This window comes from Pseudomonas sp. B35(2017) (genome assembly GCF_002113645.1).
GTDB lineage: Bacteria > Pseudomonadota > Gammaproteobacteria > Pseudomonadales > Pseudomonadaceae > Aquipseudomonas > Aquipseudomonas ekonensis.
Genome location: NZ_NEIZ01000013.1, coordinates 1 through 16,288 on the forward strand (window position 1 = coordinate 1; position 16,288 = coordinate 16,288).

Genomic DNA, 16,288 nt, shown 5'->3' on the forward strand with positions numbered 1-16,288 from the left:
GCAAACTGGCCCGGATCGTATTCGCCCTGCTCAAAGGGCAAAGCGAATATGAACCAAAAGCAGGCTGAGGGCTTTGCCTCAACCATAGAATCTCCCACAGGGGATCCCCGGTGCCCGCAAAATCCAGGTACACCACAAAAACCTGTAGGAGCTTGCCTGTAAGCGATGAGGCCGGCACTGCCGACATCACCAGCACCTGCCTCAGCACCGTCAACTACCGAAGTGATAACTCACATCCAGCCACCACTGCCGCCCATACGGGTCATAGTTGCCGGTCGGGTAGTACGGCCAGCCCGCCGAGTCGTCGTGCTTGACCTGGTTGAGCAGGTTGTTCACGGTCAGCCCCACGCTCGCCCGGTCGTTGAGCCGGTAGCGGGCGCTGGCGTTGAACACGGTCCAGGGTGAGAGTCGGCCGTCGCCCGCGCCGTTGGTGACCGAGCCGTAGCGGATGCCCATCAGCGTCGCCGTGGCCTTTTGGTAGTCCCAGGTCAGGCTGGCGTTGACCTTGCTGCGCCAGTCGTAGTTGGTGCGCGAGGTGCGCCAGTCCTGGGTCGGGGCCTCGTCCGATTCCTTGTAGTAGTGCGACAGCACCAGGGTGTAGCCCAGCGCCGAGCTGAAAGCGCCGTACTGCCCCGCGCCCCAGCGGATGTTGCTCTTGAAGTCCAGGCCGCTGACCCGCTCACTGGCGGCGTTGATCGCGTTCACCCTCACCCGCTTCAACTGGTTGGGGTCGACGGCCGCATTGCCCGGATTGCGGTCGATCCGCGCCAGCGTCGATTGGCAGTTGGCCGAGTTGATGTCCTGGGTGCCGTTGCGGCATTCGTTCTCTTCCTGCAGCAGACGGTTCTCGTCCACCGTGGTCAGCAGGTCGTCGATCTCCACCCGCCAGAAGTCCGTGGAGAAATCGAAGTTGCGCGACGGCGACCAGACGAACCCGTAGGTCCACGACTTGCCGCGCTCGGACGCCAGGTCCGCCGTGCCGCTCTGGGTGTAGTCGACCCGTCCGCGGTCGCAGGCGCCCTCCACGCCCTGGCTGCACCCGTAGTAGTCGATCTGCGCCGGGTAGTAGCCGTTGCTGTCGGACTGGTAGATGTAGTTCAGGTCCGGCGCGCGGAAACTGGTGCCGTAGCTGCCGCGCAGCAACAGGCTGGTGACCGGGCGCCACTCAAGCCCCAGGTTGTAGGTCTTCTGCTGCTCGGTGCGGCCGCTGAACTTGTATTGGTCCCAGCGCCCCGCCGCCGTCGCCAGCACCGTATCGGTGACCGGGATGCTGAACTCGCCGCCCGCCGCATAGCGCTTGCGCGAGCCGCCGGAACGCTGGCTCGGGGTGGTGTTGTAGAAGCTGCCGTCGTTGAGGCTGTCGTCCGGGTCGATGCGGTATTCCTGCTTGCCCGCCTCCAGCACGCCGGCGAACCCCACGGGGCCGGCGGGCAGGTCGAACAGCTCGCCGTTGACCGACGCGTTGTAGCTGGTCGACACCGACTTGCTGCTCTGGGTCAGGTTGCCGCGAAACTGCTCCCATTCCTGGGGCGTCAGCGGCCGGTCGAGCCGCGAGGCGTCCGGCGCGAACACCGGGTAGCCACCCTGGGTGCCCAATTGCGGGCCCAGGTAGAAGTCCTGGATCGACGCGCGCGGCGTGTAGCGGGTGGTGCGCACGCTCTTGTATTCGGAACGGTTGGCCGCCAGCTCATAGTTCCAGCCGGTGTCGGCGATCTTGTCCGACAGGCCCAGGGTGCCGGTCCAGGACGTGTCGCGCCATTTGCTGTTGTTGCTGGTGCGCCCGCCGATCTCCTCCTCGCCGAAGCGCCGGAACCAGCGCTCCAGGTTGCCGGTGTTCTGGTTGATGAAGTCCGGCGAGGTGAAGGTCGGGCCCCGGGTGTTGTTCTGGATGTGGTCGAGCCCGTACATCAGGTCGGCGTACACCTGGCCGCTGTCGCTGAAATGCCAGGTGCCACGGGTGTAGCCGTCGTAGTTTTCCTTTTGTGTCTGGATCGTCCAGTAGTCGTTGTACATCTGGTCGGTGCGGCAACGGCCGGCGTTGTTGAGCAGCTTGTTGTCGAACACGCCCTGATAGGCACCGCAACCCGGCCCCAGGTAACGGCCGCTGCCCAGGTCGCGCCGATAGCCGACATCCGTCAGCGGCCCGCTCTGCATGAAGCCGCGGTCGTCGGCCCAGATCGGGTCGCGGTTCGTCAGTTCGAGGCCGAACAGCCCGTCGAAGTCGCCCCAGCTGCCGCCGCCGCTGATCTGCAGGCGTTGGTTGTCGCCGCCGCGCTCGCTGGTGCCGCCCTTGAGGTTGACGTCGACGCCGTCGATCTTGTCCTTGAGGATGATGTTCACCACTCCGGCGATCGCATCGGAACCGTAGATCGCCGACGCGCCGCTGCTGAGGATCTCGATGCGTTCGATCACCGCCGACGGAATGTTCGCAAGGTTGGTGAAGTTGACCTTGCCGTCGTACGGCGTCGGGTAGTCGGCCACCCGCCGGCCGTTGATCAGCACCAGCGTGTGGTTGGGCCCAAGGCCCCGCAGGTTGAGGGCGCTTGCCGCCGGTTGCCAGGTGTTGCCGTAATCCTCGCCCTGGGTCATGCCGGTGTTCTGCGTCTGGGTGGCCAGGGCGTCGTAGACATTCTTGTAGCCCCGCGCTTCCATCTCTTGGTGGGTGATGACGTTGACCGGCGTGGCGCCGTCGGACTGCGCCCGGGCGATCCGCGAGCCGGTGACCGTGACCTTCTCCAGGCGGTAGTCGGCGCTGGCGGCAGGCGCCGCAGAAACTGCCTTGACCGGTGCGGCGACCGGCCCGTCGGCTTCTCGCACCGTCAGTCCCTGCGCGCTCTGCTCCACTTGCAGGCCGCTGCCCAGCAGCGCTTTCTCGACGGCCTGACGGCCGCCCAACGCACCGCGCACGACGCCGCTGCGCTTGCCCTGCACCAGGTTCTGGCTGAAGGAAATCGGCACGCCGGACTGGCGCGAGATGTCCAGCAGCACCTCATCGAGCGGGCCGGCGGCGATGTCGAAGGTGAACACCTGGGCGGCCGCTTCCGCGGACACGGCCGGCAACGGCGCGATCCCCATCGCCAAGGCGGCGGCCAGCGTCAGTCGAGGCAATTGTTGTGTGAATGAGTACATCGAAGGGCTTCCCTGTTGAAGGCATCTGCAGGGAATGAGCAGCGGGCCGGCGGTTTTTATAGGGGCTGGGTAGACCGGGAAGTTATGGCGCTATAACCGCGCGCCGATGCTGACCCAGTACGGGTTGTGCCAGGTCACGCGGATCGGCAGGGAACGTTCGAGCAACTGCAGGGTGCGGTCGCTGTCGTCCAGCGGGTACAGGCCGCTGAGGCGCAGCCCGGCCACCTCCGGACTCAGGCTCAGGACGCCGCGCCGGTAGCCGCGCAGGCTGTCGATGACCTCGCTCAAGGGACGGTCGCGCACTTCCAGCCGGCCTTGCACCCAGGCGGTTTCATAGCCTTTGCTGTGTTCCAGGGCGAGGATTTCCCGGTCGTTGAACAGCAGGCTCTCGCCCGCCTCCACCCCCTGCCGGACGCCGCCGGCGGTGACCACTTCGACCTGGGAATGCAGCATCACCAGCCGCGTCGCCTCCTCGGTGCGCTGCACCATGAACGACGTGCCTAGGGCGCGCATGCGGCCGTGCTCGGTCTCGACCACAAAGGGCCGGGGTTGGCGGGCGGCCACCTCCACCAGCAACTCACCGCTGCGCAGGGCCAGCCGGCGCTCGGCCGCGTCGAACCGCGGCACCGCGCGGCTGCGGGCATTGAGGGTCAGTGCACTGCCGTCGGCGAGGGTGAACCCGCGCCGCTCACCGGTGCCGGTCGCCAGTTCCCCGGCTTCGGGCAGCCAGCCGTAGCGCCGGCCCAACAGCCCGGCCAGCAGCGCAACGCCCAACACGCTCAGGCTGCCGCTGACGAACCGTCGGCGGCTGAACGGCGCATTGAGGCTGTGCAGCAGGCTGTCGCGGGGCATGCCGCGCAGGTTGGGGTTGCGCAGCAGGTTCAGGCCGCCGCCCATCTGTTCGATGATCTGACCGTGCCGGGGGTCGGCCGCATGCCAAGCCTCGAAGGCGGCACGCTCCTGCAGGCTCACGTCGCCCGACTGCAGCAGCGCCATCCACTGCGCCGCCTCGTCGATCAGGGTCTCGTCGGGCCTCATGCCTGCATCGCCTGATAGCAGCGCTTGAACGCCTCGACCATGTATTGCTGCACACGGCTGGTGGACACGCCCAGCCGTTCGCCGATCTGGCCGTACGTCAGGCCGTCGAGCTGATGGTAGAGAAACGCCGCCTTGGCCTTGGCGGACAGGCCGTTGAGCAAGCGGTCCACCGCCAGCAGCGCCTCAATGACCAGTGCCCGCTCCTCCGGCGACGGGTGCACCGGCTCCGGCGCCAGCGCCAGGCTTTGCAGGTAGGCGCGCTCCAGATCCTGTCGACGCCAGCCGTCATACACCAGCCGCCTGGCGATGGTGGTCAGCAGCGCGCGGGGCTCGCGGATGGCCAGCGGGTCGGGCAGCGCCAGCACCCGCAGGAAGGTTTCCGAAGCGATGTCCTGCGCACTGTGCGGGCAACCGAGGGTGCGGCCCACCGCCGTGCACAGCCAGCGGTAATCCTGTTGGAACATCCGGCCCACGGCCTGGTGATGCGGGTTGAGACTGCCACCCATGCCTTGCTCCCTGAAACGGGCTCCACCCGCTGCGAAAATCCTTGGTTCTGCCGGCATCGTCCGGCGGTGATCAGGGGAGCGACTGTGCAATAGCGCTGGAGACATTTGAAGTAATAAAAAATCAGGATCCTAAAACTATTGAGAATAAGGCAGTTCGTCGCCACGGAAACCTCCCCTCACAGAACGTTGACTTCGGTCACTGGCGCCCGCCACGCCAGTCTCTAACCTTGCGCCTCCATCGACAGCCACGGACGGCTCATCGGGAGCCCGCGGCCGACCCATTCAAGGAAGAGCAACCATGCGATCACTCAACATCATTCTGCTGTCGTCGGCGTTCAACGGCCTGACCCAACGGGCCTGGCTGGAACTGCGCCAGGCCGGCCATTCGCCGAGCGTGGTGCTGTTCACCGACGAAGCCTCCGTGTGCGAACAGATCGAAAACAGCGGCGCGGACCTGGTGATCTGCCCGTTCCTGAAAGACCGCGTGCCGCAGTCGCTGTGGAGCGATGCGCAACGCCCCGTGGTGATCATTCACCCCGGCATCGTCGGCGACCGCGGCGCCAGTGCCCTGGATTGGGCCATCACCAATGAGCTGCAGACCTGGGGCGTCACCGCCCTGCAAGCGGTGGAGGAAATGGACGCCGGTCCCGTCTGGGCCACCTGCGAATTCAACCTGCCGGCGGGTCTGCGCAAGTCCGAGCTGTACAACGGCCGGGTCAGCGATGCGGCGATCCGCTGCATCCGCGAGGTGGTGGAGAAATTCATCGCCGGGTTCGAGCCGGTGCCGCTGGACTACAACGACCCCAAAGTGCGCGGCAGCCTGCAACCGAACATGAAACAGGCCGACCGCACGTTCAGCTGGCACGACTGCGCACGGTTCATCAAACGCTGCATCGATGCCGCCGACGGCCAGCCCGGCGTGCTGGCCAGCCTGGCCGGCGGTCAGTACTACGTGTACGACGCCCACCTGGACAGCCGCACCGGCCGCCCCGGCGAGATTCTGGCGGTGCATGACGACGCCGTACTGGTGGCCACCGGCGACCAGAGCCTGTGGATCGGCTCGCTGCGGCTCAAGCCGCAACCGGGCGAGGAGACCTTCAAGCGGCCGGCGCGGCATGTGCTGGCCGGGCAACTGGCGAAGGTGCCGGTGCTCGACTGGTCGATCGCCGACGCGCCGTTCAGCGACGAGGCGTACCAGCCGATCCGCTACCGCGAGTCCGGCAAGGTCGGCGAACTGACGTTCGAGTTCTACAACGGCGCCATGAGCACCGAACAGTGCGGGCGCATGGTTCGGGCGCTGCGCTGGGCCAAGTCCCGGGACACCCAGGTGCTGCTGATCAAGGGCGGTCGCGGCAGTTTCTCCAACGGCGTGCACCTGAACGTGATCCAGGCCGCGCAGGATCCGGGGGCCGAAGCCTGGGCGAACATCCAGGCCATCGACGACGTCTGCGCCGAACTGCTCGATGCGCGGCAACTGGTGGTCAGCGGTGTGACCGGCAACGCCGGCGCCGGCGGCGTGATGCTGGCGCTGGCCGCCGACATCGTGTTCGCCCGCGCCGACATCGTGCTCAACCCGCACTACAAGAGCATGGGCCTGTACGGCTCGGAATACTGGACCTACAGCCTGCCCCGCGCCGTCGGCCCGGCCATGGCCGAGCGACTGACCCAGGCCTGCCTGCCGGTCAGCGCCGTCCAGGCCCAGCAACTGGGCATGGTGCAGGAGATCGGCCCGCGCTGCCCGGACGAGTTCGGCCTGTGGCTGCTGCAACGGGCCCACGGCGCCCTGACCGACCCGACCTACGCCGCCGTGCGCGAGCGCAAGCTGCGCACCGACCATGAACTGATCCGCCGCTGCCGCGAGGCCGAGCTGCAAGAGATGCAGGAAGACATGCTGTACAACCGCAACCAGTTCGCCGAGAAATGCCGCAACTTCGTGCTCAAGCGCAAGACCTGCTGCACCCCGGCCCGGCTGGTGGAGGACTGGGCACGGGTGCGCGAGGCCGAACTGGCCGGCTGACCCATCGGGCCCCATCGCCAGCAGGCTGGCTCCCACAGGTACTGCGGCTGCCCGCCGGACCGGCGAACATCCAAAAACCCTGTGAGAGCTGGCCTGCCAGCGATGAGGCCAGCACAGCCGGCATCTGTGGTGACTGACCCACCGCCATCGCCAGCAGGCTGGCTCCCACAGGGGATCCCGGCTGGACGCAGGATCCCTGCACACCACAAAACCTGTGGGAGCTAGCTTGCTAGCGATGAGGCCAGCACAGCCGGCATCTGCGGTGACTGACCCACCGCCATCGCCAGCAGGCTGGCTCCCACAGGGGATCCCGGCTGGACGCAGGATCCCTGCACACCACAAAACCTGTGGGAGCTAGCTTGCTAGCGATGAGGCCAGCACAGCCGGCATCTGCGGTGACTGACCCACCGCCATCGCCAGCAGGCTGGCTCCCACAGGGGATCCCGGCTGGACGCAGGATCCCTGCACACCACAAAACCTGTGGGAGCTAGCTTGCTAGCGATGAGGCCAGCACAGCCGGCATCTGTGGTGATTGACCCACCGCCATCGCCAGCAAGCTGGCTCCCACAGGTACTGCGGCTGCCCGCCGGACCGGCGAACACCCAAGAACCCTGTGGGAGCTTGCCTGCAAGCGATGAGGCCAGCACAGACAACATCCCTGTTGCCTGACCCACCGCCATCGCCAGCAAGCTGGCTCCCTCAGGCACCGCGGCTTATCATGCCGGCACCTCAGACGCCGGCCCGCCCATGGACATCGACCTCGCCCGTACCTTCCTGGAAATCGTCCGCCACGGCAGTCTCGCCGCGGCGGCGGAGAAACTGTTCGTCACGCAGACGGCCATCACCGCCCGCGTGCAGAAGCTCGAAAGCCAGTTGGGCAGCACCCTGTTCGTGCGCAACCGGGCCGGGGCGCGCCTGACGCCCAACGGCGAGGCGTTCGTGGTGTACGCCAACCAGCTGGTGCAGACCTGGGAAGCCGCCCGCCGCGACCTGCCGCTGCCCGAAGGCTACGACAACGTGCTGCACATCGGCGGCGAGGTCAGCCTGTGCAACCCGCTGATGCTCAGCTGGGCCGCCGAACTGCGCGAGCACATCCCCAGCCATGCCCTGCGCATGGAGATCCGCGACGGCGAAAACCTGCTGCGCCAGCTCGAACTCGGCGTGCTCGACGCCGCGCTCGTCTACCAGCCGGAATACTGGCCGGGCCTGCAGGTCGAGCAGGTGCTGGAGGAAAAACTCATCCTGGTGCACACCCCCGACCGCCCCGCCCCTTACGTCTACATCGACTGGGGCCCGGACTTCCGCCGCCAGCACGACGCCGCCCTGCCGGAAAAGGCCAAGGCCGCCCTGAGCTTCAACCTCGGCCCGCTGGCCTTGCAGTACATCCTGGAGAACGGCGGCAGCGGCTATTTCCGCACGCGGGTGGTGCGCACCTACCTGGAAAGCGGCGCCCTGGAGGCTGTGACCAAGGCCCCGGAATTCGGCTATCCGACCTACCTCGTCTACTCCCGCGACCGCGACTCGGCCACCTTGCAGCACGCCTTCGACCTGCTGCGCGCCGTGATCAAGGCCGACGACGACTGGTCGCAGCGCTGGAACCCGTTGAGCTGAAGCCCACGGCGCTGCGTACCGGAACCTGTCACTTGTGACCTCGCCCCCGAGCCTGCGCAGGCCGAGGGATCAGCTAATCTGCCGGATACAACAACAATATCCGCAGGTGACCGCAGTGAGGCAAACCACCGAAGCATTCCGCAGCCGCTACCGGGCGGCGATCCATCCGCTGTATAACCCGTGGCTGCACGGCGCCTTCGTGCTGCTGTTCGGCGTGCTGGCCATCGGCGCGTTCTGGAGCGGCGTGCGGCAGGTGCAGCCCCTGGAGTGGCTGACGGTGCCGCTGACCCTGCTGTTCTTCAACTTCGGCGTGTACGTGGTGCACCGGCACCTGGGGCACCACAAGAAAAGCTTCGCGAAAATGTTCTACGCCCGCCACGCCGGCGACCACCACAGTTTCTTCACCCCCGGCCACATGACCTGGGACAGCGCCCGCGACTGGCGGGTGATCCTGTTTCCGGCCTGGCTGATCGTGGTGCACACGCTGCTCGTGGCCCTGCCGCTGTGGTGGCTGTTCGCGCAGCTCAACGCCAACGTGGCCGGGCTGTTCGGCGGCTGCATGGTGCTGGGCTACCTGACCTACGAGGTGTTCCACGCCTGCGAGCACCTGCCGCCGCGCCACCCGTTGGCCCGCCTGCCGTGGATCCGCCAGATGCACCGCCTGCATGAACTGCATCACCGCCGCGAACGCATGCAGGAGCGCAACTTCAACATCGTCCTGCCGCTGATGGATTACCTGTTCGGCACCCTGTACTGGGAGCCGGAACCCGCCCACACGAACGAACCGAGGACGCCCATGACCCGCCAGCAGCACGGGATCGACATCGACGGCGAGCCCTACGCCGTGCTCGCCTACGCCGCAGACGTCAGCCTTTGGCCGCAGTGGCACCCCTCGTCGCTGAAGATTCACGGCCCCGCCGGCCCCTTGCATGCCGGCGCACGGTTCGAGGAGGACATCCGCGCCGGCGGGCGCGACGGTCACCTGATCTGGGAAGTGGACGAGTACCTGCCGGGGCGGCGCTGGTGCGCACGGGCGCGGGGCGACCACGGCCTGTCGTTGTCGCTGGTTTATGAGTGTGCGGAGGTCGGAGGGCGCACGCGGTTCGTGCGTACCCTGGACTATCGCTTCGACGGACTGGGCATGCGCCTGGCCAACCTTCTGCTGCTCAAGCGGCGCATCGAGCGCGAGTCCGCCGCCTCGATGCTGGCCCTGCGCGACCGGGCCGCTCAGCACGTGTCCCGCGCAGGAGCCGACGCGTGAAACTGCGCCACCTGATCCTGCTGCTGATCGTCATCGTGCTGGCGTTTCTGCTGCTGATGCCGACCCGCGTCGAACCGGTGGCCTGGACACCGCCGCCGGCACCGTCCATGACCGAAGGGCCCTACGCCGACAACCAGCGCCTGCGCGGCTTGCGCCAGGTCGGCCCGAGCGGCATCGAAGGGCCGGAGGCGCTGCTGCTTGAGGACGACAAGCTGATCACCGGCCTGCACGACGGCCGCGTGATCCGCACCAGCCTCGACGGCCACCAGCGCAAGGTGCTCACCGACACCGGCGGCCGTCCCTTGGGGCTGGCGCGGCATCCCAACGGCCTGCTGGTGATTGCCGATGCGGACAAGGGCCTGCTGTCCCTCGACGCCCAGGGCCGGCTGGTGGCGTTGACCACCGAAGCCAACGGCTTGCCCTTCGGCTTCACCGACGACGTGGCCATCGACAAATCCGGGCACTACGCCTACTTCAGCGATGCCTCCAGCCGCTGGGGCTACGGCCACGACGGCGAGGCGATCATCGAGCACGGCGGCGACGGGCGTCTGCTGCGCTACGACTTCCAGACCGGCAAGACTAGCGTCCTGCTGGATCGGCTGGAATTCGCCAACGGCGTCACCCTGGGGCCGGACGACGCCTATGTGCTGGTCAACGAAACCGGCGCCTACCGCATCAGCCGCTATTGGCTGACCGGCCCCAACGCCGGCACCCACGACCTGTTCATCGACAACCTGCCGGGGTTGCCGGACAACCTCGCCTTCAACGGCCGCGACCGCTTCTGGGTGGCGCTGTACGCGCCGCGCAATCCGCTGCTGGACCGCACCGCCGAACATCCGTTCGTGCGCAAGGTGATTGTCCGGGCGCTCACCGTGCTGCCCAAGCCCCTGGAAAAACGCGCGTTCGTGCTGGGGCTGGACCTGGACGGCAAGGTCATCGCCAATCTGCAGGACGCCAGCGCCGGCAACTACTCGCCGATCACCACGGCGCGGGAGTACGGGGATTGGCTGTATTTCGGTTCGCTGAAGGCCTCGCACATGACGCGGATGCCGTTGGGGGCGGCCCTCAAGTAAGCCTCCAGAGGCGTGCCGGGTTCACCGGCCTCATCGCTGGCAAGCCAGCTCCCACAGGGATCCCGGGTGTTTGCAGAATCTAAGCACACCACAAAAACTGTGGGAGCTGGCTTGCCAGCGATGGCGTTGGGTCTGCTACCACAGGTTTTGTGGTGTACCTGGATCCTGCAAACACCCGAAATCCCCTGTGGGAGCCAGCCTGCTGGCGATGGCGGCCGGTCAGGCGCCGGGCGTCTGAGGCTTGTCCGGCTCGGTCTCATCCGCCGCCGGCTCCCGTTTCGGATGCCGGTAGGTGTGCGCCGGGCTGTTGGGTTCAGGGTGGGTCGGCACGGGGTCGTAGGTTCCCTGCTCTTCGCTGGGGAACTTGTCTTGGGAGGGGGTGGGACGGTTCATGGGGCACCTCGCCGGGAGCCGCTGCATGCGGGCTCTGAACATTCGAGGTGCCGGGCGGGTTCAACGTTCCGGCCGATCCGCCGCCGATGGTCGGCGGATCGGCCCGGCTCAGGCCTGTCGCTGCAGTTCCTGGACAATCTTGTCCTTGATCTGCAAGCGCTTTTCCTTGAGCTTCTTCAAGGCGTCATCGCTGGGGGCATCCGAGGTGGCGTTCTCAGCCTTGACCACGACGTCGTCCATGTCCTGATACTGGTTGGCCAATGAATCCAGATGCGGCCTTTGGGTGCGCAATTTCTGGAACGCATCCTTCGTAATCTTCAAATCCTCAAGCAGGTCATGCTTAACCGGCATGGAACACCTCCGTCAATTGATCGCGGCCAACGCGCCCTATGCGTTCGCCAGCTATCAGGATGGCCTCGGTTGCGGGTTCTGTCGACTGCCGGCCAGGCGGCAAACGACCGTTCGTCGCCCTGGCGCCAACCGGACCAAACCTTTGCCGGCCCATCTCCCTCCACTGGATAACGCTCACAACCAATGCGTGGAGAATGACCAATGGACGGATTCAACCTGCGTCACCTGACCCTGGCCGTCGCCCTGTGCACCGGCATGGGCAGCGCCTTCGCCGCCACCTCCAACACCTTCGTCGACAACGCCGCCGCCGGCGGCATCGCTGAGATCGAAGCGAGCCGCCTGGCCCTGGAGAAAAGCGCCTCGGCCGACATCAAGGCCTTCGCGACGATGATGATCACCGACCACGGCAACGCCAACGACGAACTGGCCACCATCGCCAAGGCCAACGGCATCGAAGTGCCCGACGACACCACCCTGGTCAAGCAGGCCAAGGAAAAGATCCTCGAACTGCGCGACGAATCCTTCGATGCGGCCTACGCCAACAATCAGGTGAAGGCCCACGAAGAAGCCATCGAGCTGTTCAAGAAAGAAGCCAATACCGTGACCGACGACAAGGTCAAGGGCGGCCCCGAGCTCAAGGCCTTTGCCCAGAAAATGTTGCCAGCGTTGGAGCAGCACTTGAAACACGCCAAGGAGCTGCAGGCCAAACACCCGAGCAAGTGACGTACGCCCCGGGCCTCAGGCGCTGAGCACCGTGCGGATCATCCGCAGCAGTGCCTGGGGGCTGTAGGGCTTGCCGAGCAGGTGGGTGTCGGGGCTGAGCTGGTGGTTGCGCGAGATGATGTCGCGGGTGTAGCCGGAGGTGAACAGCACCGCCACCGGCGGCGACTGCACCTTGGCCCAGGCGGCCAGCTCGGCGCTCTTGATCAGGCCCGGCATGACCACGTCGGTGAAGATCAGCTGCACCGAGGCGCCGTCGAGCAGCAACTGCATCGCCGCGTCGCCGTTGCCGGCGGTCAGCACCCGGTAGCCTTCCTCGCGCAGCAGCTCCACGGTGGAGCCGCGCACCGCGTCATTGTCCTCGACCACCAACAGGGTCTCGTGGCCGCCCTGCTGCTGGCGGCCGGCGCCCGGCGATTCGTCCCGCAGCGGCTGCAGGCTGCGCGGGAAAAACAATTGCACCCGCGTGCCCTCGCCCACTCGGCTGTCGATCTCCACATGGCCGCCGCTCTGCTTGACGAACCCGAACACCATGCTCAGCCCGAGCCCGGTGCCCTGGCCGTCGGCCTTGGTGGTGAAGAAAGGCTCGAACACCTGCTCCAGCAGGTTCGCAGCGATCCCGACGCCGCTGTCGCCCACCGACATCCGCACGAAATCCCCCGGCAGGATGCCCTTGCCGGCGCAGAACGACTGATCCAGGGTGAGGTTGTCCGCACTGAGGGTGATCGTGCCCTCGCCCTTCATGGCGTCCCGGGCGTTGATCGCCAGGTTGAGCACAGCGTTTTCCAGTTGGTTGCGGTCGACGTTGATCCGCCAGGGCTTGTGCGGCAAGCGCACGTCGATCCGGATGGTCTCGCCCAATGCCCGCTGCAGCAGTTCGCCGAGGCCGTCGAAGATGTCCGCCAGGTTGCACACCGCCGGCGTCAGCGGCTGGCGCCGGGCGAAGGCCAGCAATTGCGACGACAGCTTGGCGCCGCGCTCCACCGCCGCCAGCGAGGCGTTGACCCGACGCTGTACGTTGGGGTTGTCGCGCTCGTGCCGGGCCAGCAGGTTGAGGTTGCCGGCGATCACTTGCAGCAGGTTGTTGAAGTCGTGGGCCACGCCGCCGGTCAGCCCGCCGATGGCCTCCAGCTTCTGCGACTGGCGCAACTGCTCCTCGGCCGCCAGCCGCGCCTCGACTTCGGCGGCCACCCGCTGCTCGAGGTTGCGGGTGAACTTGAGCAAGGACTCTTCGGCGGTCTTGCGCTCATGGATATCGATCAGCACGCCGGGGAAGCGGAACGCCTCGCCCCGTTCGTTGAATTCGCAGGCGCCGCTGGCCAGCACCCACAGGAAGCTGCCGTCGGCGCGCAGCACCCGGTACTCGGCGTTGTAGGGTTCGCCGGTGAGCACTGCCTGCTCGACGCACTCGGCGACCCAGACGCGGTCGTCGGGATGGATGTGGGCTTCGGCGATGTGCTGCGGCAGGTTGGTCAGGTCCTGGCCCGACGGATAGGAGAAGGTGCGGGCGAAACGCTCGTCGGCCGACAGCACGTCGTTCTTCACGTCCCACACGAAGGAGCCGAGCAGCGCCCCGGCGTTGAGCGCCAGGCGCACCCGTTCGTTGTCGGCGCGGTAGGCGTCCTCGGCGGCCTGGCGCAGGCGCTCGGACAGCACCAGCTCGGTGGTCTCGACCACCATCGCCATCACCCCCGCCGGCGCGCCCCGGTCGTCGGCCACCGGGCTGTAGTAGAGGTCGAGCCAGACGTCTTCGGGCACGCCGTCGCGCAACAGCACCAGATCCTTGTTGCGGTATTCCAGGGTGCCGCCGGCCAGACAGGTGTCGACCACGTGGCGGTTGAAGTCGGCGACTTCCGGCCAGCCCAGTTCCACGGGCGTACCCAGCAGATACGGGTGGCGTCCGCCGGCGAACCGCGAATAGGCATCGTTGTAGATCATGTAGCCGTCACGGCCCCAGAGCATGACCATCGGCAACGGCGAGGCGAGCATCAGCCGCACCGTGCTGCACAGGCTGGCCGGCCAGGTCTCGAGGGAGCCCAGACCGGTTCGGCCCCAGTCAAAGGCACGGATGCGCCCGGCCATTTCACCTTTCCAGCCATCGCATCCATGGTTGTCGGATAGAAACTGCATCGCCCGATTCAACACTCTGTGGTGAGTCCGATCAATCGCAACGCCCGGTGACGCCACGCCCCTGTGTTTCGAACCTCCCGCGCCGCAAATGGTTGCATAAGAGGTATAGCCGATTTCCCCCGCCCCGGCCTTCAGACTTCGATCAAGTGCTTGAGCGGGTGATAGCCGGTCTTGATCCGGGCCGCCACGTCGAGGATGGCCTTCTGGATGCCGTTGAGGTGCATGCAGGTCAGTTCGACGGCGGCGCTCTGGTTGCCGGCCTCGATGTACTCGATCAACCGCAGGTGCTCGTCGTCGCGGCAGGCTTCGTGGCTGTCGTCGTCCAGGGCGGCCGCGTACAGCGAGGCGCGGGAGATCAGTTTCTGGAACCAGTCCAGCAGCACCGGGTTGTTCAGGCTGCGGGCCAACTTGATGTGGAACTCGCCGAGCAGGTGGATCAGCCGCTCGTGGTCGCCGGCCTGGTGGGCCTCGTCCTCCAGCAGCAGGTGGTCGCGCAGGTCCTGCATCGCCGCCGTGTCCTTGCGCCGGCACAGCTCGGTGACGATGCCGATCTCCACCAGCCGCCGGGTTTCGAACAGGGAACGGATCTCTTCGTCGCTGGGCAGCGACACCGACGCACCTTTATTGGGCTCGGTGGTGACCAGGCCGTCGGCCTCCAGTTGCTTGAGCGCCGCACGAACCGACGTGCGGCTGACATTGAACAGTTCCGCCAGCGACGCCTCGCCCAGCTTCATGCCGGGGCGCAGCGAGCGCTTGCTGATCGCCTCGTAAACCCCTTGGTAGACGCGGTCGACCAAGGTTTCCGGTTTTTTCTCGGTCATTGCAAAGCTCCTTCAGTGCCGGCAACGGTCCGTCGGCGCTGCTTGCCAAAAAGCGCAGCCGCGGAAAAAGAGGGTTGCACAGCCAGATTAATCCGGGTATTTCTAAATTGCATTCAGATATTGCATACAATAATTAGAGGATTGCACCATTATGGGTCAACCAATAGCAATTGAAGTGCGCAACGTCTCCAAGCGGTACTCCGAAGACCCCGGCCTGGCGCCGGCCCTCGACAATGTGTCGGTGAACATCGCCGACAACGAATTCTTCACCCTCCTGGGCCCGTCCGGCTGCGGCAAGACCACCCTGCTGCGCACCATCGCCGGGTTCGAGCACGTCAGCGAAGGCCAGATCCGCCTGGCCGGCGAGCCGGTCAACGACTTGCCGCCGTTCAAGCGCCGGGTCAACACGGTGTTCCAGAGCTACGCGCTGTTTCCGCACATGAGTGTTGCGCAGAATATCGCCTTCGGCCTCGAGATGCAGGGCCTTGAGCGCAAGCTGATCCCCGGCCGCGTCGAAGAGATGCTCGCGCTGGTGCAGATGCAGCACCTGGCCGGGCGCAAGCCGGCGCAGTTGTCCGGCGGCCAGCAGCAGCGCGTGGCCCTGGCCCGGGCCCTGGCGCCCAAGCCGAAAGTCCTGTTGCTGGACGAGCCGCTGTCGGCGCTGGACCTGAAGCTGCGCAAGGAAATGCAGGTCGAGCTCAAGCGCGTGCAGCAAGAAGCCGGCATCACCTTCATCTTCGTCACCCACGACCAGGAAGAGGCCCTGACCCTGTCCGACCGCATCGCGGTGATGTCCGCCGGCAAGATCCTGCAGATCGGCACGCCCACCGAGATCTACGAACGTCCGCAGCACCGTTTCGTCGCGCAGTTCATCGGCGACATCAACTTCCTCCCCGGCCGGCTCAAGCGTGGCGAGCGCAACGAGAACCTGTTCGTGCCCGACGGCATGCCGGTGGAGATTCCCTGCCCGCCCCAGGGCGTCGACGGCGCCAGCGTGCAGTTGGCGTTCCGCCCGGAGCGCTCGCGGCTGGTCGCACCCCACGAGCCCCATCACCTGGGCGGGGTGATCGAGGCGGTGCTGTACGTCGGCACCGCCACGCTGTACCAGTGCCGGCTGAACAACGACATCAAGGTCATGCTGCGCGAGAACAACGAAGGCCTGCACCAGGGCCGCGGCGTCGGCGAGCGCGTGGCGGTGCACCTGCCGCCCCAGGCCTGCCTGCTGATGGAGGCCTGAG

Annotated in this window: 13 protein-coding genes; 6 read left to right on the forward strand and 7 right to left on the reverse strand. The window is 66.5% G+C overall.

Annotation, left to right across the window (positions count from 1 at the left end):
• Nucleotides 1–210: 210 nt before the first annotated feature.
• The 3 genes from CAG41_RS19695 to CAG41_RS19705 form a co-directional block, all read right to left on the reverse strand.
• Nucleotides 211–3,129, reverse strand: coding sequence for a TonB-dependent receptor (locus CAG41_RS19695; protein ID WP_085707362.1), 2,919 nt, complete (start codon nucleotides 3,127–3,129; stop codon nucleotides 211–213).
• 90 nt (nucleotides 3,130–3,219) lie between these two features.
• The gene (locus CAG41_RS19700; protein ID WP_085656418.1) at nucleotides 3,220–4,167 is read right to left on the reverse strand and encodes a FecR domain-containing protein; all 948 of its coding nucleotides are present in this window, start codon (nucleotides 4,165–4,167) and stop codon (nucleotides 3,220–3,222) included.
• Nucleotides 4,164–4,673, reverse strand: a complete 510-nt coding sequence (locus tag CAG41_RS19705; RefSeq protein ID WP_085639126.1) for a sigma-70 family RNA polymerase sigma factor — start codon at nucleotides 4,671–4,673, stop codon at nucleotides 4,164–4,166. The genes CAG41_RS19700 and CAG41_RS19705 overlap by 4 nt, the downstream gene beginning before the upstream one ends.
• Nucleotides 4,674–4,971: 298 nt before the next feature.
• Here CAG41_RS19705 and CAG41_RS19710 point away from each other — a divergent pair, with 298 nt between their 5' ends.
• The 4 genes from CAG41_RS19710 (at nucleotide 4,972) to CAG41_RS19725 (ending at nucleotide 10,635) form a co-directional block, all read left to right on the forward strand.
• On the forward strand, nucleotides 4,972–6,690 hold the full coding sequence (locus tag CAG41_RS19710; protein WP_085707363.1) for a hydrogenase maturation protein: 1,719 nt from the start codon (nucleotides 4,972–4,974) through the stop codon (nucleotides 6,688–6,690).
• A 747-nt stretch (nucleotides 6,691–7,437) separates the two neighbouring features.
• Complete coding sequence (locus CAG41_RS19715; protein WP_085585775.1) at nucleotides 7,438–8,301, forward strand: LysR family transcriptional regulator; 864 nt, start codon at nucleotides 7,438–7,440, stop codon at nucleotides 8,299–8,301.
• Between the two features lie 115 nt (nucleotides 8,302–8,416).
• Nucleotides 8,417–9,562 carry an SRPBCC family protein gene (locus tag CAG41_RS19720; protein WP_085639132.1) on the forward strand — a complete coding sequence of 382 codons (1,146 nt, stop codon included), beginning with the start codon at nucleotides 8,417–8,419 and terminating at the stop codon, nucleotides 9,560–9,562.
• Entirely contained in the window at nucleotides 9,559–10,635 is a 1,077-nt protein-coding gene (locus CAG41_RS19725) for an SMP-30/gluconolactonase/LRE family protein (RefSeq protein WP_085633009.1), read from the forward strand. The genes CAG41_RS19720 and CAG41_RS19725 overlap by 4 nt, the downstream gene beginning before the upstream one ends.
• 219 nt (nucleotides 10,636–10,854) lie before the next feature.
• Here the strand turns inward: CAG41_RS19725 and CAG41_RS28655 are convergent, their stop codons facing one another.
• Both CAG41_RS28655 and CAG41_RS19735 read right to left on the reverse strand, forming a co-directional pair.
• Nucleotides 10,855–11,028 (reverse strand): hypothetical protein, encoded by a 174-nt coding sequence (locus tag CAG41_RS28655; RefSeq protein ID WP_170930010.1) that lies wholly within the window; start codon nucleotides 11,026–11,028, stop codon nucleotides 10,855–10,857.
• A 108-nt stretch (nucleotides 11,029–11,136) separates the two neighbouring features.
• Nucleotides 11,137–11,379: a DUF465 domain-containing protein gene (locus CAG41_RS19735; protein ID WP_085585766.1), complete on the reverse strand. Its 243-nt coding sequence runs from the start codon at nucleotides 11,377–11,379 to the stop codon at nucleotides 11,137–11,139.
• Between the two features lie 201 nt (nucleotides 11,380–11,580).
• On the opposite strand from CAG41_RS19735, the gene CAG41_RS19740 reads away from it, so the two are divergent.
• Nucleotides 11,581–12,102 (forward strand): DUF4142 domain-containing protein, encoded by a 522-nt coding sequence (locus tag CAG41_RS19740; protein ID WP_085585764.1) that lies wholly within the window; start codon nucleotides 11,581–11,583, stop codon nucleotides 12,100–12,102.
• Between the two features lie 15 nt (nucleotides 12,103–12,117).
• On the opposite strand, the gene CAG41_RS19745 is transcribed toward CAG41_RS19740, so the two are convergent.
• Both CAG41_RS19745 and CAG41_RS19750 read right to left on the reverse strand, forming a co-directional pair.
• Entirely contained in the window at nucleotides 12,118–14,229 is a 2,112-nt protein-coding gene (locus CAG41_RS19745) for a PAS domain-containing sensor histidine kinase (protein WP_085707364.1), read from the reverse strand.
• A 131-nt stretch (nucleotides 14,230–14,360) separates the two neighbouring features.
• Nucleotides 14,361–15,050 (reverse strand): GntR family transcriptional regulator, encoded by a 690-nt coding sequence (locus CAG41_RS19750; protein WP_085585760.1) that lies wholly within the window; start codon nucleotides 15,048–15,050, stop codon nucleotides 14,361–14,363.
• Nucleotides 15,051–15,201: 151 nt separating this feature from the next.
• Here CAG41_RS19750 and CAG41_RS19755 point away from each other — a divergent pair, with 151 nt between their 5' ends.
• Nucleotides 15,202–16,287, forward strand: coding sequence for an ABC transporter ATP-binding protein (locus CAG41_RS19755; protein ID WP_085707365.1), 1,086 nt, complete (start codon nucleotides 15,202–15,204; stop codon nucleotides 16,285–16,287).
• Nucleotide 16,288 lies beyond the last annotated feature (1 nt).